Here is a 25,315-nt window from a genome sequence, read left to right on the forward strand (position 1 = left end):
AAAAAATATTAACTATTAATTAATTCCTTTCATAGTGTATAACATTATATATCTATAGTAAATACGTTTCCGGCCGTATAAAAAAAATCGCATATATATAACTTATAATGAATGTATATAAAAAGCTTTAATCAGCCCTCACCAATCGGGCTTTTACGGGCAGCCCGCCCCCATCTAACTTTTTTGCTTTCGCTGAATTTTGAGGTAGTGGTCTTACTGCCCGGCAAATAGCGGGATAAAAAAGCGATTAGGACATGTCTCCTAATCGCTTTGCCAAATAAAAAGCTGATTAAAAATAATATCTTTAATCAGCTCTCTATTATCTATGAAATTATTCTTCAATTAAATTAGACATTACATATGCATACACTAATGCTTCTGTATGCGCAATAGAACTTTCATGCGTACGTTCAAATGCGTGGGAAGAATCAATACCCGCTCCAATTAACGCATGTTTCACATCAAATCCCGCGCGAATCGCAGCTGATGCATCAGATCCGTAGTACGGATAAATATCTACTTTATATTCAATATGATTCGTTTTCGCAAGCTCTACTAAATGTTTGCGCAGTGCATAATGATACGGGCCGCTAGAGTCTTTTGCACAAATAGATACTGTATATTCATCAGATGCTTGTCCATCACCTAACGCTCCCATATCAACTGCTAAGTATTCAACAGTTTCTTCTGGAATGTTAGAGTTACCACCGTATCCAATCTCTTCATTATTAGAAATTAAGAAATGCGTCGTATATGGTAATGTTACGTTTTCGTCTTGTAATCTTTTAATTAATTTTAATAAAATTGCAACACTTACTTTGTCATCTAAATGACGTGATTTTATGTATCCACTCTCTGTAATTTGAACGCGCGGATCAAATGAAACGAAGTCTCCTACTTCAATTCCTAATTCGCGTACTTCATCAGCTGAAAATACGCGCTCATCAATACGAACTTCAATATTTTTCTCATCGCGTTTTGCTTCACCTGCATCTTTATATACATGTACAGATGTTTGATGCATTAAAATCGTTCCTGTATATGTCTTGCCACTTGATGTTTCAATTTCGCAATATTCCCCTTCTACAGAGTTCCAGCGAAATCCACCAATCATAGAAAGACTCAGGCGACCATCAGGCTTAATTTCTTTCACCATCGCACCTAACGTATCAACGTGTGCCGTTAATAAGCGGTGCTGCGCATCATTCTTCCCTTTTACCGTTAAAATAAGAGCTCCCTTATTATTACGTTTCGTTTCTACGTTCCACTCACTGACATAGTTTTCAATGAAATTAATAATTTTTGCTGTATTTCCAGATGGACTTGGAATAGAGACAAGCTCCTTAATCAGTTCCATCGTTTCTTTCGCATGATGTGCCATTGTCGTTTCCTCCTCATTTTCTCTACTATTCAGTATACAAAATTCGCCAGAAAACCTCTACTTATATGGCCTAATTTTCTAAATTGTAGTAAAATTCTTTTTAGTATACAAAAGGAGCCTTGAAATATGAATATATCAAAAAAATATATACACATTGCACTCATTTGGTTTTTAGCATCATTATTTTGTTTACAAATCTCTTATGCCGTTCATACTACTACTTCTATTACAATCGGCTGGATATTAACAGCTATCTTCTTCATTATTAGCTTCATTGCAACAAGAAAGCATAGCGTTACTCATTAACGCTATGCTTTTCCTATAAAACTATTCTTCTGAAACGTCTAATAAATAAATCCCTTTTTCAAATCCACCGCGCTCTATCTCTTTTTGCTTACGAAGGCGTTCTACATCTTCAATCGATGCACCTTCTGCACGTGCTAATGAGATGATAACTTCTAGCGCATCCGCAAGAGAATCTAGCGCATGTTCGCGTTCTTTCATAGAAGCAAATTCACGAATTTCTTCCGTTCCAATTTTCGCTAAAGCTTGTATGTATGCTTGCCCTGTTAATTTTTGTGCTGTATATGTTTTTCCAGACATTAAAATCTTCTCTGGAACACGATCTCTTACTAACTTGTTATATGCTGACATCATTCATCCTCCTATATTTAATAACATCCGAGCTCTGCTTTATAGAAAAACCATTTTTTCTTCACGCACGCACTTAACATATCAATTCCTGATCCATGTGCTCTTACATGCGGAAAGAAATAGTGCTCTAAGTCTTCTTCCTTACCATATAGAGTTTGATACTCATCTGGAATCGCTTCTTTTTTCACATCTTTTTCTTTCGTCACCTCGTCAGAAAATGCAACACTTGGATGTCCCTCAAAAAATAACGCAGTCCGAACTGCCAAAGATGGTGTACTATGCAAAACAGAATATGTAAGCAAAATAATAGTAATAACACCGATCATTTTCTTCATGTATTACTCCTTAAAAAAAGTGCTAACACAATTATACTAAAATGTGTTAGCACTTTCTCCCCTTTATCCCGAATTAACGAGCTAATAATCAGTGAGGAATGGACAAAATCCTCACTTCACTTTATTCCCCTTTAAATGCTGGTAAACGTTTCTCTAAAAACGCAGCAATTCCTTCTTTATGATCCGCTGTTTGTCTCATTGCATATTGACCACGCTTTTCTAATTGCAATGTTTGCTCTAAATTAGAGCGATTTACTTCACATAAAATTTGCTTCGTTTGAATCATTGCTTTAATCGGTTTTTGTGACCATTCATTAATTTTTTGTTTCACAGCCGTTTGGAAATCTTCGCCGATTACTTCATCAATTAAGCCGATATCAAGCGCTTCTGTCGCTGATAACTTCTTACCTTCCCAAATAATTTGCTTCGTCATATTTTCACCGACACGCTTTTGAAGGAAGAAATGACCGCCTCCATCTGGAATTAAAGCGATTCCAATAAAGTTCATTGCAATAACAGATGATATATCCGCCATTACATAATCAGCTGTTAACGCAATACTTAACCCAAGACCTGCAGTCGGTCCATGAATTGCACTAATAACAAGCTTTGGCATCGTATATAATGTCACGACAACTTCAGAAATGGTATTCATAATGCCATCAAACTTACTTTCATCATTACTTGAAAGCATCGATTTAATATCCCCACCCGCAGAAAAACCACGGCCGTTCCCACATAACACAACGATATGCGCAGAACTTTCCGCTACTTCTTTCAACTTTTGTAATAACTCTTTTAAGGTCGGCTCATCCAACGCATTTAACACCTCTGGGCGATTGACCATAACCGTTGCAACGTGGCCTTCATATTTCACAACGACAGATTCTGTTTTACTTGTTATTTCCATTATATATACCCCTCTTTTCTCCATAAAGATTATACTTATATAATTATAGAAAACCACTGAAAAATCCTTCTTTTTTCTCAATTTTCTGTCTAATAATCTCGCAATTTGTACATTTACCGTATAAAACATACAATTCCGTTGAAAAATATAGAAATTAAAGTCGGTTTATCCATGCTTTTCATCTATTTACCATTACAATGAAATGGTGTATTCTTAAGTTTGATAAAAAACAAATATTGAAATTCATTCGCCTTACTATGTAAAAAAGGCTTTATACCCATCTTTTGGGTGTTGTAATAAAGGAATGAAGAACTGGAGGAACATATGGTTAATAAGTTGAAACAAACGGATAACTACTTCCCACATTTCCTATTGCTATTCATTGTGTTTCAACCAATTTTAGATTTATTAACATCTTTTTCAATCTATATACTACACATGAGCGCAACAGTTGGAGTTGTAGTCCGTTTCGCCTTTATGCTTCTTGCATTAGGGTACCTACTTCTTCATCACAAACAACAAGATGCGAAAAAGTACATCCTCTATTTATGCTTACTCGGGATCGCACTCGCAATCGGTCTTGTAAATAATATGATGGTTAAATCTCCAGTTTCATTTGGAGAAGAAGTTAAATTCATCTTAAAGAGCGTATATCCAATTGTGCTACTGTTTGGATATATTATCGCCTTTAAAGAGCTAAAAAATAAAGAGTATGTATTCCATAAAATCATTACATATTTCTTATATGCAACTTTAATTTTAAGCATTACAATGATTGTCGCAATGCAAACTGGAACGGATTTCCCAAGCTATCCTCACTCAAAAATCGGTTCAAGAGGTTGGTTCTTCGCTGGAAATGATTTAAGTTCTCTTTTCGCCATTATGTTCCCAATCATTGTCTTATATTCGATTCATAAAACAACTTCTTTCTCGAAAATATATTACTGGATTCCAACAATACTTGCGATGTATGCAAGTATTATGGTCGGAACGAAAGTCGGATATGGCGCAATTGTTATTACATTAGGCGTAGCACTTTTCTTCTCATTCATTGAATATATGATAAATCGTAAAAAAGAAGGAAAAGGATTCACACATATTGTAAATACCGTTGTTGTCGCAGTTATACTAGGAGGTTTAATTGCTCTTACACCGCATACTCCTATCGCAAAAAATATGGGCATTCACATGCAAATATACGAATACAAAAAATCAGTACAAGAAGAGAAAGATCGAAAAGAAGGAAAAGTAATTAAAGCAGATCCAGAAGATGCAAAAAAACATGCAAAAGGTGAACTTACAGATTCTGAAGTAAAAAGTTTAATTTACAGTGATCGCGACAAATTTTTAAAAACATACAAACAATACTATAAAGACGCACCGCTTTCACAAAAACTATTCGGAATGGGTTACGCTGGTAACTACACAGATAAAATTAAATTAATTGAAATGGACTTCCATGACCTATTTTTCGCATTTGGAATTGTCGGTTTCCTTATTTACTTAATACCTCTTCTATACTTTGGTATTAAATTATTTATCCGCATGATCACAAACTTTAAGAAAATCATGAAAGTAAAGTATATGTTATTAGCGAGCACACTCGTTCTATCACTTGGCATCGGCTTTATGTCTGGCCACGTATTAACAGCGCCAGCCGTTAGTATTTTCTTCGTTGTTATACTCGCTTATATCATTGTTGATTTTGAAATTGAATAAAAAGAAGGTGCTACGAAATATTAGTAGCACCTTCTTTTTTATTTAATTAATGTTTTACGTATTCTAAGCTTTCTTTTGCAATATACGCTTCTGTTACAGTAGGATTATCTGAAATAACTTTAACCCACGCTTTTCCATTTATTATTTCTTCACCAGTAACTGTAACAACTACATTTGTATTTAAACGATACAGTCGCTCATTTGATATACTAGGATTCTTTTTCACTTCCACGTTATTCATCACACGTGCAAGTTTGTACTTGTTGTATTCTTTTTTACCTAAATAAGAATCAAAACGGTTCATATGCCCCGCTACTTTTTTACCCCAGTTCGCATCAGATGCATATTTCGCATTTAAACCAGCAGCTTTATCACCTGTATATGTTGCTGTATAACGCCAATGTCCTGGATTTAAATATCCTTCATTCATGTATAATTTTGCTGCATGTTCAATACAATCTTCTTTTGAATTGAATGCTTCTCCGTTACCATACGGACTATCGTCTGTTGCTTTTAAACCAAATAAATTATTTTTGTCTTTTGCAAGAGCGCTTGTTCCATAATAACTTTCATGAATTGCTAATGAATATAAGAATAATGCATTTACATTATACTTGCTTTCTACTTCTTTAAATTTCTTTCCTAAACCAATTAATGGAGAGTCTGGCTTAATCGATTTCACATAACTATCTAGTTGTTCAGCTGTATAATCTGTTTTCGAACGTAATGATAAATAATTGAAATATTGATAGAAAGTTTCGTCTCCAAATGTCTTTCCATCTACACTATACATTTGCTGTCCTTGCTTCATGAAAGAAGGTGCCACACCATATCTAAATTCTGTATATCCAGGTGAACTTGTATTATATGTATAATATTTATGGTATAAATATCCATCTGATTTCACATAATAAGACGACTGTTTCATTTCATTTGTAGGAATTAAAGTGATTTCATTCTTCTTCACATAACCTGTTAAACCAGAAAGTTGAACTTTCACACGATCTTCGCCAACTTCTAACACTTTCAATTCTGTTCCATACTGAATATACGTATATACTGTTGACAAATTCTCATCATAAATATTAATGATGTTTTGCCCAGTTATTCTTTTCGCACTTGCAAAACCATCTTTAATCCATAAAAATTCGTTCTCGTATTTTACCGCATTCATACCTTTATTTTGAGCAGCCGTAACCGCTTCTTTATACGTATTATAGCGCTCTACTTCTTGCTCTGTTCCGTTTTCTCTTACATTTGTCACAACATATTTCTTAGTTTCTACAGGGTTGCTATTTCCGTTTTTTTCAATCGTCTGAAGCATACGATCCAACATAGCTGAAGCCATCCCTCTTGTAGCTGATAAATGTGGTCTAAATGTATTATCTTCTGGATACCCTTTAATAATTTGAGTAGCCACCATAACTTGTACATGCTCTTTATAGTTAATACTATCTTTATCAGTAAAGGTAAGCGGGCTTACAGCTACTTTAATATTTTTATAGTCTAACGCTCGCTTTACCATTATCGACATTTCTTCACGTGTAATCACATCATTTGGTGAGAATGTCTCGTTCGTACGACCATTAATAATTTTCGCTCCATATGCTCTACTTACACCATCATATAAACCGTAAGTCTTCGGCACATCCTCGAAATTCGAATCAGCTTTCGGTAAATTTAAAGCCCTTGCTATGAATGTAGCAAACTCTGCTCTTGTTACTAATTTATCAGGCGCATATACATTGTCTCCATACCCCATTAAAACTCCTTTAGTAATAAGTGAGCGCATATTCGTCTCAAACATATGTCCTGTAATATCATCATTTGCCGCATAACTTGAAATAGGAGTTAAAAGTAATGATCCCGTTAATGCCACTGCTGTTATACCTTTTGAAAAAGTCTTCAAGGTTATCCTCCTCGTAATCTACGAATTTATTATCACAAATTTGATTATATAATAATCACAATCATTTTAGCATAATAAATAGGAATTAAAATAAAACGTTTTTTAATTAGAATTTTCATTAAATTCAAAACAAAATAAAAGACACTTTACTTTTTTAATAAAGTGCCTTTTTCCATATGATCAATGAGTTTCTTTGTTGCCTGTTTGCCTTGCAACCGAAGCTCATCTATTGTCAATTGTAACTCTTGCTGCACAGTTCCTTGTTGCATTAATTGCTTTTTCGCAATTTCATATAAATACTCAGCACTCCATTCGCCATCCACACTTCCTATAACTGGCTGATTCACTTGACTTAAAAACGAATCAATTTTCGGATCGTATGAAATCCCGACCATTGGAGTTTTGGCTACGGCAGAAAAAACAAGTGCATGAAGACGCATACCAATTAGTAATGAACATTGTGATAAAATGAATATTTTCTCGTCGATATCCATTTTATACGGAAGCATATACGTCTCTTCTCCCATTAAGTCTACTACTTCACGCGAAGCTTTTTGATCAAATGGCTCATGCATTGGAACAAATAGAATTTGGTATCCTTCTTGCTTTAATTTTTTTAATGCCTCAGCTAATTTTTTTATATAATCTTCTTTTGCATTCCAATAACGCACACTAACCGCAATTACTTTTCCATGTATCGAATGCTTTTGCAACCAATCCGATTGTTTTGTCCGTTTCCATGTTAAAACAGGGTCTGGAACAATTTCAATATCGTTTTTTATGCCAAGTTCTTTTAAATATAAAAACGAATCCTCATCTCGAACTGATACATAGGAAGCTTTTGACAAGTTCCATTTTACTAATAGACGATTATATCCTTTTGTAATTGGACCTATTCCTTGTGAATAAATATAATACGGCTTTTTTAATAATCGAGCGAGTCCCATAATACCCGTATAATATAGAATACTCTTCGTACTTGTCTGATCTTGAAGAAGGCTCCCGCCACCGCTAATAACTCCATCACTGTTTTTTATCGCATGATAAACAGCTTTTATATCCCAGCGATCTACCGATTCTACACCATACATTTCCTTTGTATATTTAGAATCATTTGATAGTACTACTAGTTCTATATCCGGGTTCTCTTTACTTAACGATTCAATAATTGATTGTAGAATCGCCTCGTCTCCAACATTATAAAAACCATAATATCCTGATAAGACTAAACGCACCCTAAATCTCCTCCAAAACTAGGTAACCGTTTATTTCATCTAACATAAACTAGTACCCATTCCTTACCTAAACACTTGATACCCTACATAGTTTCCTCTTTATCAGTTCATATGAATTATAATAAAAAATTAAATTTCTATATTTATCTTTTCAAAAATGGTATTTTGTTTATTGATATCCATTTTAATTTCAAAGCACATACACCATACAAAATGGTTGTAATACTTAATGCTATACCACTGAATAATAACGTCATAATTCTTGAAGTTGTAACATCTATCACATTACATAATTCATACAATCCTAGTCCCAAAATACATGCTATTGCTAACACACCGAAAAAGCTTTTTAAATGAATAGAATAGGCAATATAGCTTCGAATATACAAATGATTTACAATACAAATCAATACGTAAGTAATTAGTGTACTATACGCCGCTCCATCTATGCCAAACTTCTGCACGAACATCATGTTTAACATGACTTTCACACAACTCGCACCAATAACAATCCATGCAGCTTGTGCAGAACGGTTAATGCCCTGTAAAACACCTATTGATAATACCATAACCGCAGTAAAATACGAACTGCCAATCATAACTGTTAACATACTACTGCCTTTTACGTCTGTGAACAATCCGACATTTAACGGTACTGTTAATGCCATCAACCATATTGTTAACGGTGCTGTCAAAACATGCGCTAGTCGATTTGTATTTTGAATTGTTATTTTCGCCAAATTTATATCTCTTTTGGCCAATGCGGAAGTTAAGAGTGGTATTAACGGAAATACAATTGCACTTGCAAAAATAACAATTATTTGCGTGAATGCAAAACCGCGACTGTATATTCCAAATTGTTCTTGAATTTCTGCTGATGATCCTTGTAATACATGTGGTATTGTAAGCGAGTCTACTAAATTTAAAAGTGGCATTGATAAAGCTCCGATAGCGATTGGGATCGATACCCGCAATATCTTTTTGCCGTGTTCTCTTAAATCTCGGAGCGAATAGGAATTGCTTTTATTGTAGTATGGACTTCTATTATATTTTATACGCAAATATATAAGCGAACTAATGACTCCAAGAAAAGAGCCAACCATCGCACCACTAGTAATAACAGTATTACTCTTATCCCATGATACTAGTATGTAAGCAATTATTAACATAAAAAACACACGTACAAATTGCTCAATGACCTGTGATACCCCTGTGGGTTTCATATCACCGAAACCTTGAAAATACCCTCTATACACCGCCATGTATGGCGCAATGAGTAATGCTAATGAAGTAATAAGCAACGGCATTCTAGTTTCTTGTCCACCGAGCATATTCGCAATTTCAATAGAAAATAATACAATGACTAAACAGCCGAAAACGCCAAATGCTATCCCAATAATTGACGCTGATTTAAATAATTTCGCAATTTCCTTTTGCTTATTTTTTTCGTTCAACTCTGCAATTAGTTTCGAAATTGCAAGTGGAACTCCGGCTACCGATAATGTAAGAGCAATCATATATACAGGAAAAACAAGGCGAAAAATACCGAGCACTTCATCTCCTGCAATATTTTGTAATGGAATTTGAAAAAAACTACCAAGCAATTTTGACAAAAAAGTTGTAATGGTTAAAATTGCTGCTCCTTTTACAAATGTTTTATTCATATTTTTTCTCTTTTCTTTTATACATATACTCTCAAACATATTGTTTTAAGCGATAGGGATTCATTTTATCCCATTGGTTATCATAACAAATTTATTATAGGTTGAATACTTGGTTTTTTTTTCAAAATAGAAAAGCGAACCCATTTAAGCCTGTCTCTTCACAATATTTTTCTAATTCCTTCCATTATATATGTACACACTATAAGCGTTTCTGTTACGCCAAAAGAGCCCTTCCTCTCTGTCACTGCGTACATATTACTAAAAACATTATAAAAACATCCCACAACTCTACATTATAATTTATGTAAAATTGTGAGATATTCTAATTACTATCTAAACACTTAAGATTTTCAATTGCTCTTTCTGTTCATCGCTTGCCATTACTGCGATTGTTTTTTCAATACTCGGATGTACTTGCTCAAGCTTTACACTTGCTCCTACTTTATTTGATTGCTCAACAAAATTTAATAATGCCATAGCTCCTGATACATCCATATAACGCACATCTTTCATACGTAAAACAACCGGTGACTTCACATCTTGTAAAGTAGAGAAAATACGATCTACTGATAGGAAAGAGAGCGGCCCTTGAATTGTGTACGTTTCTTCTTTTTCTTTTACGATAGAAGTTTTACGTTCTTTACATTTCACCATATATATGATGAACGAAAGAATAATACCGAAGGCAACAGCAATCATTAAATCGAACTTCACCGTTACAATCATCGTTACGAGCATAACAACGACATCACCTTTAGGAGCGACATGCATCTTTTTCATGCTTCCCCAATCGAACATTCCAATACCAGTTAAAATTAAAATACCTGATAATACAGCAAGTGGAATATATTGTACGACCGAACCAAGACCCATAATAAAAATAAATAAGATAACACTATGCATACATGCCGAAAGTGCCGTTTTACCGCCACTTCTTATATTCACGATAGACCTTACAGTCGCACCTGCACCTGCTAATCCGCCAAACAATCCGCTCATCATATTACCGATACCTTGTCCAACGAGCTCTTTATTACTTTTATGACGTGTACCTGTCACATTATCCATTACGACCGATGTTAACAACGAGTCAATCGATCCTAATAAAGCAATACTAAGCGCTGGTAAAATAAGTGCTGCTATTCCTGTTCCACTTAAAGATGGAATATGAAGCGTAGGTATCGCTTCTGGAATGGTTCCAATCTTTTCAATTACTTTATTTAGTGAAAGATTTCCGATAATCGGTAACTTTACTGTAAGTCCTTCGAGTAGAGAAGAAAATAAAGGAAGCAAAGCTGTCACACCGACTAGTGCTACTAAACTAGACGGAATCGCCTTAATCCATTTGCCAGAAACAATCATTACAATAATCGTTAACACAACAAGTAAAAAACTATTTTGTACGTGCTTTATTTCGCCTAAAATAATGATTAATGCAATACCATTCATAAATCCTGAAACGACAGGATACGGAATATATCGAACGTAAGAACCGAGCTTACATACACCGAATAAAATTTGAAATAACCCTGCCATCATAAAGGCAATAAAACTTGCCTCTAACCCGTGCGTCGCAATAACTCCTGTTGCAATAACGGTAATTGGTCCAGTTGGCCCTGTTACTTGCCCAGGTGTCCCGCCAAATAACGCTGCGAATAAACCTGCAAAAATCGCACCATACAATCCAACAAGCGCTCCCTCAGACGTTCCTGTCGCGGCAATACCAAATGCAATCGCAAGTGGTAACGCAACAATCGCAACAGTAAATCCTGCTAAACATTCCTTTGCTATTTTTTGAAACATAAAAAAACCACCTTTGTATAAAGTCCATGTTCCATTGTACACCTAAAAAGATACATTCGTTAGCTCACTTTTTACATTCTCGTGACGTAAACGTATTCAACGAAAAGTTTTCCCCTTATCTTTGGAAACAATTGCAACTATGCTATAATGAACAAATTAAATCTTTTACTATATACTTGGAGGCACTATGCTAACTTTTGAAGAAAAATTATCGATTATTGAATCTTTCCCAGAACTAGAAAGAAAGAACGTATCATTAAAACGTGTAAACTTCCACTTTGAAGAAAGTCGTTTAGATAAAAAGAACGTTGTATTTCATTTACACCCAAATGGAAATGGATTTGTATATGCAAGCGGTATTAAAGGTTATAAAACAGATGATAAAGGCATGGTTAACATCCGTGAGTTTTCAGCAGAGGAGTTACGTTCAGTAATCGAGAAATCAATTGACCTTCTATCACAAGAAGAGGTAGTAGCACCTGTAGAACCTGCGAAAGAAGAAGAATGGCAGAACGAAGATGGTCATATTCTTACTCTTATTTCAGAGGATGACATGTGGAACGTGTACGCTGGTGTAAACTTAGACGGTACATTCAACTCTTATCCAGAAGCTGCGGAATACCTTGATGAAGAAGGCTTTTCACGCAAATAAAAATAGAAACCTATTTCATTCAACGACTTTTATAGTAATCAAAGAAGACACTTAAGGTGTCTTTTTTTGTTATATAAACTCCTTTCTCACACTATCTCTACTAATTTTCATAAAATGATTCAGAGGAGGTTTATATGAATACAACTGCTAAATTAATAAATTGGAAAGAACATGGCGATATGATTATTCTAGAATGTGAATTAAATGGAAAACGCTTCGAGATATCAACATATAAACAAAGAATATATAATGCACACCTTTTATCAGCTGACGTTTATATTCGTTTAGACTCATCTGATAATATAATTGGAATAAATATTTATAAAAAGTAAGAAAAGCCCCCTATTCCGTAGGCGGGCTTTATCTTTATTACACAACATCAGAGTATACTCTCTTTTTTTCATACAGTTTATGTAATTATACATATTCATCAAAAAATACACTAAATGAATATTACATGTAGTAAAATATAACTTGTGGGCACGTTCTATAAAGCAGATTCTTTTAAAAGGCGTAACATATCAATTATTATAGGGGATGTGGCGTCACTTCAATATTGATCTCAAATCTCTTGTCTTTTGTGAACTAACAATCTAGTGTATATAGACGATTCTGCTTTATAGTATGTGTTTACACTCATAACAAAGGGGTAATGGTAATACGGATAGATTCGTATGAAATGAAATGGTTCAAGTCGGAGAGAGGCACCTTAAGGTGTCTTTTCTTTTTGGACATTACATCCATTTTGTTTTTCCACCTTATTTCAAATGCACTAATTAACCTTCACCAAGAAGAAACGAGAATTAACAAAGATATTGTTTCTTCTGTTTAATACAGAAAAATGAAGGATACCCCATAGATATGGGGTATCCTTCATTTTTTATTTTTTCGCACCTTTCAATGACTCCCTCAGCACAAACTTCTGCAACTTCCCGCTCGCATTACGAGGAAGTTCATCTACAAATAAATAATGACGCGGACGTTTATAATCTGCTAGTTCATCACTTTCTTTGCAATACGTTTCTAAATCAGCTTCTGTTATTGTTTCATCTTTCTTCACAATAACCGCCACAACACGCTCTCCCCATAATTCATCTGGCTCACCAAGTACGGCCACATCTAATATACCTGGATGACTATGAAGGAAATCTTCAATTTCACGAGGATAAATATTTACGCCACCGCTAATTACCATATCATCAACGCGATCAGCAACGAATAAATAACCGTCTTTATCAAAATAGCCTAGATCACCCGAATGATACCATCCTTTATACATCGATTTTTTATTCGCTTCTTCACGATTATGATAGCCAGCCATCATAGTTGGGCCGCGCAAAATAATTTCTCCCACTTCATAAGGAGGTAATACATCCTCTGGTTCTGCCGGTGCATCCTCGTTCGGTTTCACAATACGAACTTCATGGCTAAAGCATGGCGTGCCTGCTGAACCAGCTTTCGTAATTTGATCCTCCTCTACGAGAAACGCAACAACTGGCCCCATTTCTGTCATTCCGTATATTTGAACAAGATCAATATAAAGACGTTCTTTACATTCTTTTACTAACGCCGGTGCCATTGCTGCTCCGCCGTATATACCAATCTTCATCGAAGTTAAATCATACTGAGCTAAATCTTTTTGCAACAACATATTCCACATTGTCGGCGCTGCAAAGAACGTCGTAATCTTTTCTTCTTGAATCGTATGTAATACTGTTTCTGTATCAAAATGATGCAAAATAACATTCTTTCCGCCAACTTGAATGCGTGGTATGATTCCAGCGTTTAATTCACCACAGTGATATAAAGGCGCAACGACAAGCCCTACACTATCTCTATTATATTTAAGGAAATACGTACAAATCATACTATGCTCAGTCATTTCGCGATGACGATGTAATACGCCTTTCGGATGACCTGTCGTACCGCTCGTATAAAGTATTGAACAATAATCCATTTCATCAATTTCGATATTTACTTTCTCAGAAGATGCTGCATTCACTTTTTCATGGTAGGAACTTGCATAGGAAGGTTTATCGTTTTCTATAGACCAAAAAGATGTATTTGGAAAATCTCTTTCAATTATAGCAACAGTTGACTCAACTGCTTTTTCAAAGACAACGACTTTCGAGGATGCGTCCTGAAGAATATAAGATACTTCTTTCGCCTTTAAGCGGAAATTAATCGGGTTAAAGATCGCTCCGATTTTCGCACAGGCTAAGTAAACGTTTACAAATTCACGGCAATTATATAAGTAAACAGATACCGTATCTCCCTTTCTTACTCCGTCTTCTAATAGAGCGTGCGCTGTTTTATTTATTTGTTCATCCCACTGTTTATACGTCCAGCGAATATTCTTTTCAGGTTCCACTAACGCCTCTTTATTCGGATACTTACCAACTGATAAATCAAAAATTCTCCCTATCGTCATGTACATGCCAACAATTTCCCCCTTTTCTCTTTCATAAATCTATCATTTCGTCCATAAGTAGACATTGTCCTTTAATGATTTGACTAATTTTTCTGATTATTATCGACATAGTTTTACATACGGTACCGCTAGACGGTAAATGAAATTATATCGGCGATTTTCCAGATATATCGACCGTAACTTGAAATATATCAGCGATTTTCAAAATATATCAGCGCAACTCGAATTATATCAGCGATTTTTCGAATATATCGACTTACCGACAAAAACTGACAAGATATAATCGGACCGCCCGTTACTGCAGGATAAAAAGAGGTTGTTCCAACTCGGAACAACCTCTTTCTTCTTATGCAAATAGCTCTTCTAAAATTTTCAGTTTATCTTCTGTATATTTCACAAAGCCATCGTTATATGATTTTGGATCTTTCGGATTTGCGAAGTGCGTAATTGCTCCCGTCTTCGGATGAACAAATTTACTTGATGCACCACAACCAAGTCCGATAATTGATTGTACTTCTTCCATAATGACAATGTTGTAAATACTTTCTTGCGTCGGCATTGCATAACCAACGTTCTCTAAGTTACCTAAAATATTCTTTTGACGATATAGGTAATATGGTACGTAATTATGCTTTTGCGTCCACTCTTCTGCTTCGTGCATCATCGCTGTAATTTCTTCGCGACCTGCTACTTTATATTTACGTTTGTTTTGCGTCATTTCAGAAGCACGTTTAAATGATAACGTATGAACTGTTAATGATTCTGGCATTAACTTTTCTGTTTCATCTAACGTATGCTTGAAGATATCTAACCCTTCACCAGGAAGACCAATAATTAAGTCCATATTAATATTGTTCATTCCCATTTCACGAGCTAAATGGTATTTCTCAATTGTTTCTTCTACAGTATGATGACGTCCAATTGCTTTTAGTGTCTCTTGATGGTATGACTGTGGATTAATACTAATACGGTCAATGTTCCATTTATTTAACACTTCTAGCTTTGCTGGCGTAATTGTATCTGGGCGACCTGCCTCAACTGTTACTTCACGCACATTTTTCACATCTGGGAACGCTTCATACATTTCTTCATACAGCATATCCATCTCTTCTGCTGTAATACTTGTAGGTGTACCTCCGCCGTAATAAATCGTCGTAACTTTTACACCTTTTTCTTTTAAAAACTTACCAATTTCACGAACTTCATAATGTAAACCACCTAAGAACGAATCAACAGACCCTTGGCGTCCATTAATCGCATAAGCCGGGAATGTACAATATGCACATTTCGTTGGGCAGAACGGAATACCGATATAAATACTTACTTCTTCTTTCAAACGGTATAAATCTGGAACAACTGCTAATTGGCAATCAACAATGCGCTGAAGAAGTTCAATTTTCTCTTCATGAATTAAATAACTTTCACGAAGCTCTTGATGCGCTTCTTCTTTTGACATACCATTTTGAAGCATTTTATGAAGAAGTTTCGTCGGACGTACTCCCGTTAAAATACCCCAGCTTTGTTCAATACCAGTTAACTGCTGAAGAACAGAAAGATATACATAAGAAACAACGTGTTTCACTTGCTTCATACGCTCTTTTTCATCTGTGAAAGCAGATAAATCTTTCGAGAATGTTTCTTCATACACATTTCCTGTGCTAACATCCGTTAATCGAGCGGATGCTTTCACATTATCCTCAATGTGTATATCAACGATAAGATTCGCTTCCTCTTGTTCAAATCCAATCGTACTATCTTCAAAAAATAAGCCGCCAATATTTTGTAGCGGACGTAAAAAACGATCATCTTGTAACGTTTTAATTGAAATTAACAACATTATCACCTTTTCATTTGCAAACTCTCTTTAGTTTACTTGAAGGGCGTTTACAGGTCAATACAGAAGGTTTTACCTGTTTCTCTTACATTTTTTCAAATAATTCTTTTTATGAATATCGCTCCTGTATATAGACATCATCATTTTCTCTTGTTAAAATTTATTAGTACTAAAATCGATACATAGTGAAAATACAATATAAAAAGGAGGAATGTTAACACTAGATTCCATAATCTAATGTGTTAAAAAAAATATGAAAAAGAAATTTTATAGTGTTTTAACTCTCTCTCTTGCATTACAAACTGTTCTTGCACCTACTTATTCATTTGCAGAGAGTGCTGAAAAATCCGCTGAAGTATATACGGAAGATCAAGTTTTTAAAAGTATTAAAGAGCATGTTAATGAGCATAGTACTCATGAAGAAGATATCGAGGTTACTGGTCAATTCCTACTATACACTTCAAAAAAACAGTCATTATATACCGCGAATGATTTAAAAAACAAATCGAATATCGAGATTACAGAACAAGTCGTAACGGCGACAAAGAAAAAAGGAAATGCTTATTACATAACGACGCCAACTGGCGCTGGATGGATAGATAACAATGATAATAGCTTAGAAGTTCAAGAGATTCATAAACTATCTAATCAAAAATTAATCGTAAAAGAAGAAGCTTCCATACATGCCCTTCCGTTCCAATCATTTAAAGAAGAAGGGAAACTACAGCCACAAGTCATAACTCCTACTGAACAAGCTGGAAATTGGTTTAAAGTCCAAATAAATGAAACAACAAAATGGATTTATGCACCTTCTGCTACATTTGAAGGTACAAAAGCTTCATTATTAAAAAACAGTCGTACTGCTAAAAATAGTTTATTGAGATCACCAGAAGCTCTACAAACAAACAATATTTATGGCGTTACATTTAAAGAAATGATTGTCCCAAAAGGAAATGACGATATTCGCCCTGGCTACCCGATGGTACCTAAATATATTACGATTCACGAAACAGCTAATACAGCGAAGGGTGCCAATGCTCTAAATCATGCAAAATTCTTAGATAATCAAGCACGCGGAACAGCTGATCGCGCCGCATCTTGGCATTTCACAGTAGATGATAAAGAAATTTATCAACATCTTCCAGTAAATGAAGTTGGATGGCATGCTGGAAATAAAACTGGAAACTATGAATCTATCGGAATTGAAATTGCCGTTAATCAAGATGGAAACTATGAAAAAGCGGTAGAAAATGCCCGTAAATTGGCAGCTTATTTAATGAACGACTTAAATATTTCTCTAGATAAGGTCCAAAAACACCAATTTTGGTCAGGAAAAAACTGCCCTGCGTTTATGATTCAACGCGGACAATGGGATGCTTTCTTAAAAGGAACTGAAACATACTATAAAGAAAATCAAAAAAATCCCGTAACTGATGACATTACAGGTGGATGGTATGAACAAGACATTCGTCAATTAGCAGCTAGAGGCATTATGCAAGGAGAAGGGAACGGCAAGTACTTCCCAGAACGTCTTGTAACGCGTGCTGAATTTGCTACACTAATTACTCGTGCTTTACAATTACCAAGTGGAAATGCTAATTTCACAGACTTAGAACAAGTACACCCATCGTTAAGAGACGGTATTAATCGTGCAGCAAGCGCAGGTATAATCCGCGGACGTGGTGATAATACATTTGATCCAAATACTACAATTACACGCGAAGAAGCTGTTATTATGATCGATCGTTCTCTAAAACACGCTGGTATTTTTGCAAAACAAGTTGAACTACCATTCGTAGACCAAAACTTAATTTACGCTAAAGAAGAAGTGCAAAGAGTGTATGGATATGGAATTGTAAAAGGTAATGAATTTAATCAATTCGTACCAAAAGGACCATCACAACGTGCACACGCAGCTGCATTTATAAACAGAATGCTTAGCGTAATTGAAGCTTAACATATTTATCATTCCATATAGATATTTTCATTTTATCTGTATTCACTTAAAAGGCATCAGAGATTATATATCTCTGATGCCTTTTATACATCTTTTAGCTATTTTTAGCCATGAATCTTAAACGTATGCCTAATAGCAGAAGCATAAAACCGATGAATGGAACGTAATTCGTATTGTGTCCTGTAGCTGGAAGTTGTTGATTATTAGAAGAACCTTGTCCTTTTTCTGGTAAATTAGGTTTTTCTACTCCCTCACCTGGTTTTTCTGTTCCTTCACCCGGCTTCTCTGTTCCTTCATCTGGCTTTTCTGTTCCTTCATCTGGCTTTTCTGTTCCTTCACCTGGCTTCTCTGTTCCTTCACCTGGCTTCTCTGTTCCTTCACCTGGCTTCTCTGTTCCTTCACCTGGCTTCTCTGTTCCTTCACCCGGCTTTTCTGTTCCTTCACCTGGTTTTTCCGGACCTTTTTCTGTATCTTTTTTATTTGTAATTTGAAGCTTTACAACTTCAATTTTTTCATTAGAAATCGTAAATTTTATTTCCTTATCGGATAAAGTATATCCTTCTGGCGCTTGGATTTCTTTTAAAGTGTAATCTCCTGGTTCTAACTTCTTAGAAGTCGCTTTACCGCTCTTGTTTGTTGTTAATGTGTCGATTTTTGTTCCGTCTTTCCAAATTTCAAACACTGCGCCTGCTAATATTTTATTTGTATTATTAGCGTCTACCTTTGTAATTTCTAATTGACCTGTAATTTCTTCTTTCACTTTTTCATTCATAACTTCTTGTTTTACTACTTCATTTGCTACAACATTTACTTCTACTGTTACTTCTAACGCTTTATAACCTTCCGGCGCTTTCGTTTCCTCTAACGTGTACTTTCCTGGCACTAAGTTTTCGAATTTCACAACACCGTCTTTATTCGTTGTTTTCGCTTCTCCAACTACTTGACCAGCTTCGTTCTTTAATTTAAATTCTGCACCTGCTAGAACTTTTCCACTCTCCGAATCCTTTTTGATTACTTGTAAGCTTCCTAGTTCTTTTGCGTTTTCTACTTGTACTTCTACTACTTTGTTTGCTTCCACAACGACTTCAATTTCTTCTTTTAACAACTTATATCCTTGTGGTGCTTTCGTTTCTTTTAATGTGTACTTTCCTGGCTCTAATTTCTGTGAAACTACTTTACCAGTTTTATCTGTTCGTAACGTATCTACTTTTTTACCATCTTTATACACTTCGAATTCTGCATCTGATAATACTTTCGTTTTATCTTCCGCATCTACTTTTACAATTTCGAATTGACCAAGGCTCTTACTGTTCGTTACTTTTACATCAACAACTTTTTCACCGTCAACTGTTACATGAATTATTTGTTTTGTTAACTCATAACCTTCTGGTGCTTTTGTTTCTTCTAACGTATATTCACCTGGCACAAGTCCGTCTACTTTAACCGTTCCAGACTTATCTGTTGTAATTCCTTCTTTTACAACATTTCCTTTCGCATCTTTCAATGTAAATTGTGCGCCTGCTAAGCGTTTCGTTTGATCTTTATCATCCATTTTAATAATTTGTAGAGAACCTAAGATTTTTTCGTTTTCTGCCTCTACTTTTACTACTTCTTTCTCGTTTTGAATTGTTACTTTCCATTCTTTATTTGAAAGCTTGTAGCCCGCTGGTGCTTTCGTTTCTTTCACTGTGTATTCACCTAGCGGTAATTTCGGTGACATCACTTTTCCACTCTCATCTGTTTTTAGTTCTGCTACCTTTTTACCATCTTTATACACTTCGAATTCTGCACCTGATAACAATTTCATTTTATCATTCGCATCTACTTTCACGATTTCGAATTGACCCATTACTTTTTCATTCATGACTTCTTGTTTTACTACTTCGTTCGCTACAACGTTCACTTCTACTGTCACTTCTAGCGCTTTATAACCTTCCGGCGCTTTCGTTTCCTCTAACGTGTACTTTCCTGGCACTAAGTTTTCGAATTTCACAACACCGTCTTTATTCGTTGTTTTCGCTTCTCCAACTACTTGACCAGCTTCGTTCTTTAATTTAAATTCTGCACCTGCTAGAACTTTTCCACTCTCTGCATCCTTTTTGATTACTTGTAAGCTTCCTAGTTCTTTCGCATTTTCTACTTGTACTTCTACTACTTTGTCTGCTTCCACAACGACTTCAATTTCTTCTTTTAACAATTTATATCCTTGTGGTGCTTTCGTTTCTTTTAATGTGTATGTTCCTGGTTCTAATTTCTGAGAAACTACTTTACCAGTTTTATCTGTTCGTAACGTATCTACTTTTTTACCATCTTTATACACTTCGAATTCTGCATCTGATAATACTTTCGTTTTATCTTCCGCATCTACTTTCACGATTTCAAATTGACCCGTTACTTTTTCGGAGATCTTTTTATTCACCACATCTACAGTCACTATTTTATTAGCCTCTACATCAACAGAAACTGAACTAGATGATAATTCATATCCTTTCGGTGCTTCTACTTCTTTTAATATATAGCTTCCAACTGGAAGTTGTTTCGATAAGGCTTCACCTTTATCATCTGTAACAATCGTTTCCACAACTTTCCCATCTTTATCGATAACATCAAATTTTGCACCTGGTAGAAGTTGACCAGATTCACTATCTTTTTTCAATAATTTAAATTGGCCATTCTCTACTTTTTTCGTATTCTTCATAACAAGTTCAATTACGTTTGTATTATCAATTGTTACTTTGACTGGTGTATCAACTTTTATATATCCTTCTGGTGCATTTATTTCTTTTACAAAATAGTCACCAAGTGGTAAATCTTTAACTTCCGCAATACCCTTTTCGTTTGTTGTAACAGTAGCCACAACGTTATTATCTTTGTCTATAACATCAAATTTTGCGTCTTTTAAAACAATATTTTCATCTTTTTCATCAACTTTTTTAATTTGTAAATGTCCTTTTTCAACTGCTGGTTTATTCCACTTTGGCCAGTTAAATTTAAAGTTATGAACCTCAAAACCATCTCTTTGGTGTAATCCTCCAACATAGGCTTGTCCATTAATAGAACCACCTTTTGTTTCTACAACTGCATTAGGTGCAAACACACTACCTACTACACCATAACCTTTAGTTGTTATCTTTGTAGCATTAGGAAATACCCAAATTACCTTACTAGCTAACTCAGTAAAAGATGAATTAGGATCGTATGCTTGAGATGTATTAATTAAATCCGTCGCCATCCCAGTATTTCTTGTATCATACAAAATTGCACCGCCACCAAAACTCACTTCTTCTGCATCTGAATAAATAACAATAAAGTCTTTATTCTCTACATTCGGAAGAAAAACGTCTTTTACATCAAATGTTTTCTTTCCAGTTTGGCCTGAAGAGACATAAATATTAGGGTTATTTAAATCTTCACCGATGCCAAAGCTCATATTAGGTTTTGGCTTATCAGTCTGTAGTTTACTTGCATCCCCGATTACACCATCAACGTCTTTTCTAAATTCTTTAAACTTAGCATCAATCTCCGCTTGCTCTTTATAAGAGATACGGTCATATGATGTTTTCATTGCGCCATCTGGGTCACCGTCTTTTGTCATCGCCACTGTTCCATCTTGAATAATTACTTGTCCTGCTCCCGCTTTCGTAAATTGACCGCCTAGTAATAATGATGGATATCCTTCATCTACCCAAGTTGCTCCAGCTAAGTTATTTGCTCCAGTTGCAGCCGCTACGACTGTATAACTTGATGCGTTCATATTTTTCTGAACAGCCATCGCACCTTCAATATCCGCACTCGTTGCACTATGATCTCCAAAAATGATGGCATTGTAATAAGATACATCACCTAAACCTTTTAATTCTGTTGTAGCTGCCTCTGCTTTAAATGGTAAGTGGATTAAAAAATTCATACATATTAGTAATACAACTATTAAACTACTACTTAACTTTTTAATTTTTTGATTAAATGATTTCCTCAAGAAATTCATTCCCCCTTTTAAACTTCCTAAAACCACAAAAAGAAGTACATATCATATGTACCAAACCTTACTCACATTAACTTAAAATAATCCATTTAAATAAAACAAAGAAACACTACAACTACTTAATAAGATTGCTACAATTCATTTTTGAAATAATACTTGAACTAAACTGTCATGCGGAAATACTTTTACGTATGGGAGCCCAATAAAATTAATCTGAAGAATATTTCATGTGGTGTAACTATTTTGGCAACATCATTCACTTTACATTAGTTTTCTAAAGGATTCAAGTGAATTGTATAGATTTCATACACAATTCATATTTTAAAACGCTTTCACTGTTTTTAATAAGATAAACAAAAAAACGTAGCCAAAAAGCTACGTTTTTCTGTCATCGTTTCGGTGTATTTTTATGATTCTTCAAAAACGGAAGCGGGAATTGCTTACGGAAATGCTCTTTAATCATATACTCTACACCGTTTTCGCTATTTGAACGTGTAATCCAATCTGCTGCTTGCTTTAATTCTACAGGCGAGTTCCCCATTGCTACCCCAAGTCCCACGTTTTCAATAATCTCTAAATCTTCCATACTATCTCCAATCGCAACCATTTCATTTAGCGAAATATTTAAATGCTCTCCAAGCAATTGTAATCCACGTAACTTTGATACATTTTGCGGTAAAATTTCTATTCGTTTTGAATCACATTCAACATACTCTACATCTTGAAATGCTTTTCTTAATGTGTTCAGTCCTCTTTCTTTTTCACCTTTACTTTGGAAAAGAACATCAATTTTTGGCGCTGCTACCGGATGGTCACGAAGCGCGTCACCTAACGAATCTACAAATTGAACTGGATAAAATAACGGATCTGCGCTTGATAATACAGTGCGCGCAATTAAGTTTGGTGTATTTCTCTCACGATTTCCTATTGAAAACCGTTCATGAGAAATACGTACGTTACAATCAAAGTGCTCTAACACTTGCACAATGTTAAAAGTCTTCTCTTCAGATAATCTTCTTTGAACGTACGGCTTATCTAACGTTGCTGAAACGAAAGCACCACCATGTGTCACTAATATAGAATCTAATTTTAACGCCTTTGCTACTTTATGAGCGGATTGAAAATTACGACTCGTAAATAACGTAACGTATACATCTTTTCTTTTCACAAATTCAATTGTTTCTCTTAATCCTTTTGCAATTTTTCCATTGTTGTATAGTAGTGTCCCATCTATATTAAGAGCTAGTAAGCGATAAATCATGTCGCACTCCCCCTCTTCGCTGTTGTACTCTATCCATAATTTATGAAATAAACCCGATAAATAGAACGAGTTAGAATTACTACTGAAAATTTGGTTTACTATATACATATACACTTAGTAAAGGAGATAGTACAATGCAGGCACCTCCTTCCTTTTATGAAGGCGATACGTTAGAAGTCGCAAAAAAATTACTCGGGCAAAAACTTGTTCATATTGTAGACGGAATAAAGCGAAGCGGAATCATTGTAGAAGTAGAAGCATATAAAGGCCCAGATGATAAGGCCGCACATAGTTACGGAGGCAGACGAACAGATCGCACAGAAGTTATGTTTGGTGCACCAGGGCATGCTTACGTATATTTAATTTACGGTATGTATCATTGCTTTAACGTTATTACAGCGCCAGTGGGCACCCCGCAAGGTGTTCTCATTCGAGCTCTTGAGCCGGTAGATGGAATAGAAGAAATAAAACTAGCGCGCTACAATAAGACAGAAATTACAAAAGCGCAGTACAAAAATTTAACGAACGGTCCTGGCAAACTATGCCGTGCACTTGGCATCACTTTAAAAGAACGCGGTGTATCGTTACAAAGTGATACGTTACATATTGAATTAGTTCCAAAAGAAGAACACATATCATTACAATATAAAATAACAGCAGGACCTCGTATTAATATCGACTATGCAGAAGAAGCTGTACATTATCCGTGGCGTTTTTATTATGAGGGACATCCGTTTGTTTCAAAGAAATAAACGATATCGACTTACCGACAAATAAAAGAAGACTGTTCCAAAGTGGAACAGTCTTCTCCTTTTACTCCGCACCTTCCGCAGTTGCAATATTATCCTCTAAGTTTTCTCTTGATAATTCAGCCGCCATAAAATCTGCTGTTTCTGGAAGTGCTAAATGCATATGAGCTTTTTGACAAATTTGGATCGTGCAGTTTTCTACAACATAGTCGAAAACATGTCCGCCTCCGCTTCTTTCATCATCAATGTAATGTAAGTGGAATCCAGCTACCCCAATACCTTGTGCGTAATCTGGTGTCCAAAATCCAGCAAGCGTACCTTCTGTATTTTCAAACGAAAAGATTGGTTGCGATTTCGTCACTTCAACGAGTGGTGTATACGGTTTTTCTTGTCTTGGAACAGTTCTCGTTCTTACTTCACGGAACGTACCGTCCATTCGAATAGCGTAAAATAAGTTTTTACTTGGCATTAATTCATGTAATAACGCTTCAACTTCTTCACGATTCATCGAACGCTCTACCGTATAACTCATTTCTTTTTCAAAAAACGTTACAGTTGCAAATGGCGTTGTTTCTTCTGGCTCTACTTTTTCCGCTGAACCGTCTGAACGTAAATGATAAAATCCATTATCAAATGCAATCATTTCACCGTCTAATTGATCAAATGTGCCGATGCCGAAATCACCATGTTTTTTCAAATCTTCAAAGCTAATTACACCATCATATATACCATCTAATAGCGCAAGCATTGTAGATGTTTGATATACTTCATTACTCGTTTTCGTTTTTTTTGCATCAATATCAATTAATTGCGCAACAGTCATCTCAAATCTGCCTCCA

General features: G+C 35.3%; 19 protein-coding genes. 6 read left to right on the forward strand and 13 right to left on the reverse strand.

Annotated features, from left to right (window positions below):
• Window positions 1–331 precede the first annotated feature (331 nt).
• Entirely contained in the window at window positions 332–1,381 is a 1,050-nt protein-coding gene (locus tag AU379_RS22695; protein WP_000930028.1) for a M42 family metallopeptidase, read from the reverse strand.
• 126 nt (window positions 1,382–1,507) lie between these two features.
• Between AU379_RS22695 and AU379_RS22700 the strand changes: the two genes are divergently transcribed.
• Window positions 1,508–1,687: a hypothetical protein gene (locus tag AU379_RS22700; protein WP_001027086.1), complete on the forward strand. Its 180-nt coding sequence runs from the start codon at window positions 1,508–1,510 to the stop codon at window positions 1,685–1,687.
• Between the two features lie 21 nt (window positions 1,688–1,708).
• Here the strand turns inward: AU379_RS22700 and AU379_RS22705 are convergent, their stop codons facing one another.
• From AU379_RS22705 to AU379_RS22715, 3 genes are all read right to left on the reverse strand, one after another.
• Window positions 1,709–2,035 carry a nucleoside triphosphate pyrophosphohydrolase gene (locus AU379_RS22705; protein ID WP_001277349.1) on the reverse strand — a complete coding sequence of 109 codons (327 nt, stop codon included), beginning with the start codon at window positions 2,033–2,035 and terminating at the stop codon, window positions 1,709–1,711.
• A 17-nt stretch (window positions 2,036–2,052) separates the two neighbouring features.
• Window positions 2,053–2,370: a hypothetical protein gene (locus tag AU379_RS22710; RefSeq protein WP_000738201.1), complete on the reverse strand. Its 318-nt coding sequence runs from the start codon at window positions 2,368–2,370 to the stop codon at window positions 2,053–2,055.
• Window positions 2,371–2,491: 121 nt separating this feature from the next.
• Window positions 2,492–3,304: an enoyl-CoA hydratase gene (locus tag AU379_RS22715; RefSeq protein WP_001999174.1), complete on the reverse strand. Its 813-nt coding sequence runs from the start codon at window positions 3,302–3,304 to the stop codon at window positions 2,492–2,494.
• Window positions 3,305–3,604: 300 nt separating this feature from the next.
• Here AU379_RS22715 and AU379_RS22720 point away from each other — a divergent pair, with 300 nt between their 5' ends.
• Window positions 3,605–4,999, forward strand: a complete 1,395-nt coding sequence (locus AU379_RS22720; RefSeq protein WP_000247535.1) for an O-antigen ligase family protein — start codon at window positions 3,605–3,607, stop codon at window positions 4,997–4,999.
• A 46-nt stretch (window positions 5,000–5,045) separates the two neighbouring features.
• Here AU379_RS22720 and AU379_RS22725 read toward each other — a convergent pair whose 3' ends face one another.
• From AU379_RS22725 to AU379_RS22740, 4 genes are all read right to left on the reverse strand, one after another.
• Entirely contained in the window at window positions 5,046–6,908 is a 1,863-nt protein-coding gene (locus tag AU379_RS22725; RefSeq protein ID WP_000847506.1) for an S-layer homology domain-containing protein, read from the reverse strand.
• A gap of 146 nt (window positions 6,909–7,054) precedes the next feature.
• Window positions 7,055–8,143: a polysaccharide pyruvyl transferase CsaB gene (gene csaB, locus AU379_RS22730; RefSeq protein ID WP_001241595.1), complete on the reverse strand. Its 1,089-nt coding sequence runs from the start codon at window positions 8,141–8,143 to the stop codon at window positions 7,055–7,057.
• Window positions 8,144–8,286: 143 nt separating this feature from the next.
• Complete coding sequence (locus tag AU379_RS22735) at window positions 8,287–9,807, reverse strand: polysaccharide biosynthesis protein (protein ID WP_001043994.1); 1,521 nt, start codon at window positions 9,805–9,807, stop codon at window positions 8,287–8,289.
• Between the two features lie 333 nt (window positions 9,808–10,140).
• Complete coding sequence (locus AU379_RS22740; RefSeq protein WP_000486650.1) at window positions 10,141–11,610, reverse strand: SulP family inorganic anion transporter; 1,470 nt, start codon at window positions 11,608–11,610, stop codon at window positions 10,141–10,143.
• Window positions 11,611–11,797: 187 nt separating this feature from the next.
• Here AU379_RS22740 and AU379_RS22745 point away from each other — a divergent pair, with 187 nt between their 5' ends.
• Window positions 11,798–12,262, forward strand: a complete 465-nt coding sequence (locus AU379_RS22745; protein ID WP_000954998.1) for a hypothetical protein — start codon at window positions 11,798–11,800, stop codon at window positions 12,260–12,262.
• A gap of 134 nt (window positions 12,263–12,396) precedes the next feature.
• A complete protein-coding gene (locus AU379_RS22750; protein ID WP_001098258.1) occupies window positions 12,397–12,594 on the forward strand; it encodes a hypothetical protein in 198 nt (65 codons plus the stop codon).
• A 548-nt stretch (window positions 12,595–13,142) separates the two neighbouring features.
• On the opposite strand, the gene AU379_RS22755 is transcribed toward AU379_RS22750, so the two are convergent.
• Both AU379_RS22755 and AU379_RS22760 read right to left on the reverse strand, forming a co-directional pair.
• Window positions 13,143–14,699 (reverse strand): fatty acid--CoA ligase, encoded by a 1,557-nt coding sequence (locus AU379_RS22755; RefSeq protein ID WP_000281979.1) that lies wholly within the window; start codon window positions 14,697–14,699, stop codon window positions 13,143–13,145.
• A gap of 340 nt (window positions 14,700–15,039) precedes the next feature.
• Window positions 15,040–16,530 carry a coproporphyrinogen III oxidase gene (locus AU379_RS22760; RefSeq protein WP_001999181.1) on the reverse strand — a complete coding sequence of 497 codons (1,491 nt, stop codon included), beginning with the start codon at window positions 16,528–16,530 and terminating at the stop codon, window positions 15,040–15,042.
• Between the two features lie 250 nt (window positions 16,531–16,780).
• Here AU379_RS22760 and AU379_RS30365 point away from each other — a divergent pair, with 250 nt between their 5' ends.
• Entirely contained in the window at window positions 16,781–18,484 is a 1,704-nt protein-coding gene (locus tag AU379_RS30365; RefSeq protein ID WP_061139752.1) for an S-layer homology domain-containing protein, read from the forward strand.
• A gap of 94 nt (window positions 18,485–18,578) precedes the next feature.
• On the opposite strand, the gene AU379_RS22770 is transcribed toward AU379_RS30365, so the two are convergent.
• Both AU379_RS22770 and AU379_RS22775 read right to left on the reverse strand, forming a co-directional pair.
• A complete protein-coding gene (locus AU379_RS22770) occupies window positions 18,579–22,460 on the reverse strand; it encodes a SpaA isopeptide-forming pilin-related protein (RefSeq protein ID WP_061139753.1) in 3,882 nt (1,293 codons plus the stop codon).
• A 394-nt stretch (window positions 22,461–22,854) separates the two neighbouring features.
• Window positions 22,855–23,727, reverse strand: coding sequence for a Cof-type HAD-IIB family hydrolase (locus AU379_RS22775; protein ID WP_000640418.1), 873 nt, complete (start codon window positions 23,725–23,727; stop codon window positions 22,855–22,857).
• Window positions 23,728–23,861: 134 nt separating this feature from the next.
• On the opposite strand from AU379_RS22775, the gene AU379_RS22780 reads away from it, so the two are divergent.
• Window positions 23,862–24,479 (forward strand): DNA-3-methyladenine glycosylase, encoded by a 618-nt coding sequence (locus AU379_RS22780; RefSeq protein WP_001148796.1) that lies wholly within the window; start codon window positions 23,862–23,864, stop codon window positions 24,477–24,479.
• A 61-nt stretch (window positions 24,480–24,540) separates the two neighbouring features.
• On the opposite strand, the gene alsD is transcribed toward AU379_RS22780, so the two are convergent.
• Window positions 24,541–25,299, reverse strand: a complete 759-nt coding sequence (gene alsD / locus AU379_RS22785; protein ID WP_000215027.1) for an alpha-acetolactate decarboxylase — start codon at window positions 25,297–25,299, stop codon at window positions 24,541–24,543.
• Window positions 25,300–25,315 lie beyond the last annotated feature (16 nt).

The sequence above is a fragment of the Bacillus sp. JH7 genome (genome assembly GCF_001563515.1).
In the GTDB taxonomy this organism is placed as follows: domain Bacteria; phylum Bacillota; class Bacilli; order Bacillales; family Bacillaceae_G; genus Bacillus_A; species Bacillus_A cereus.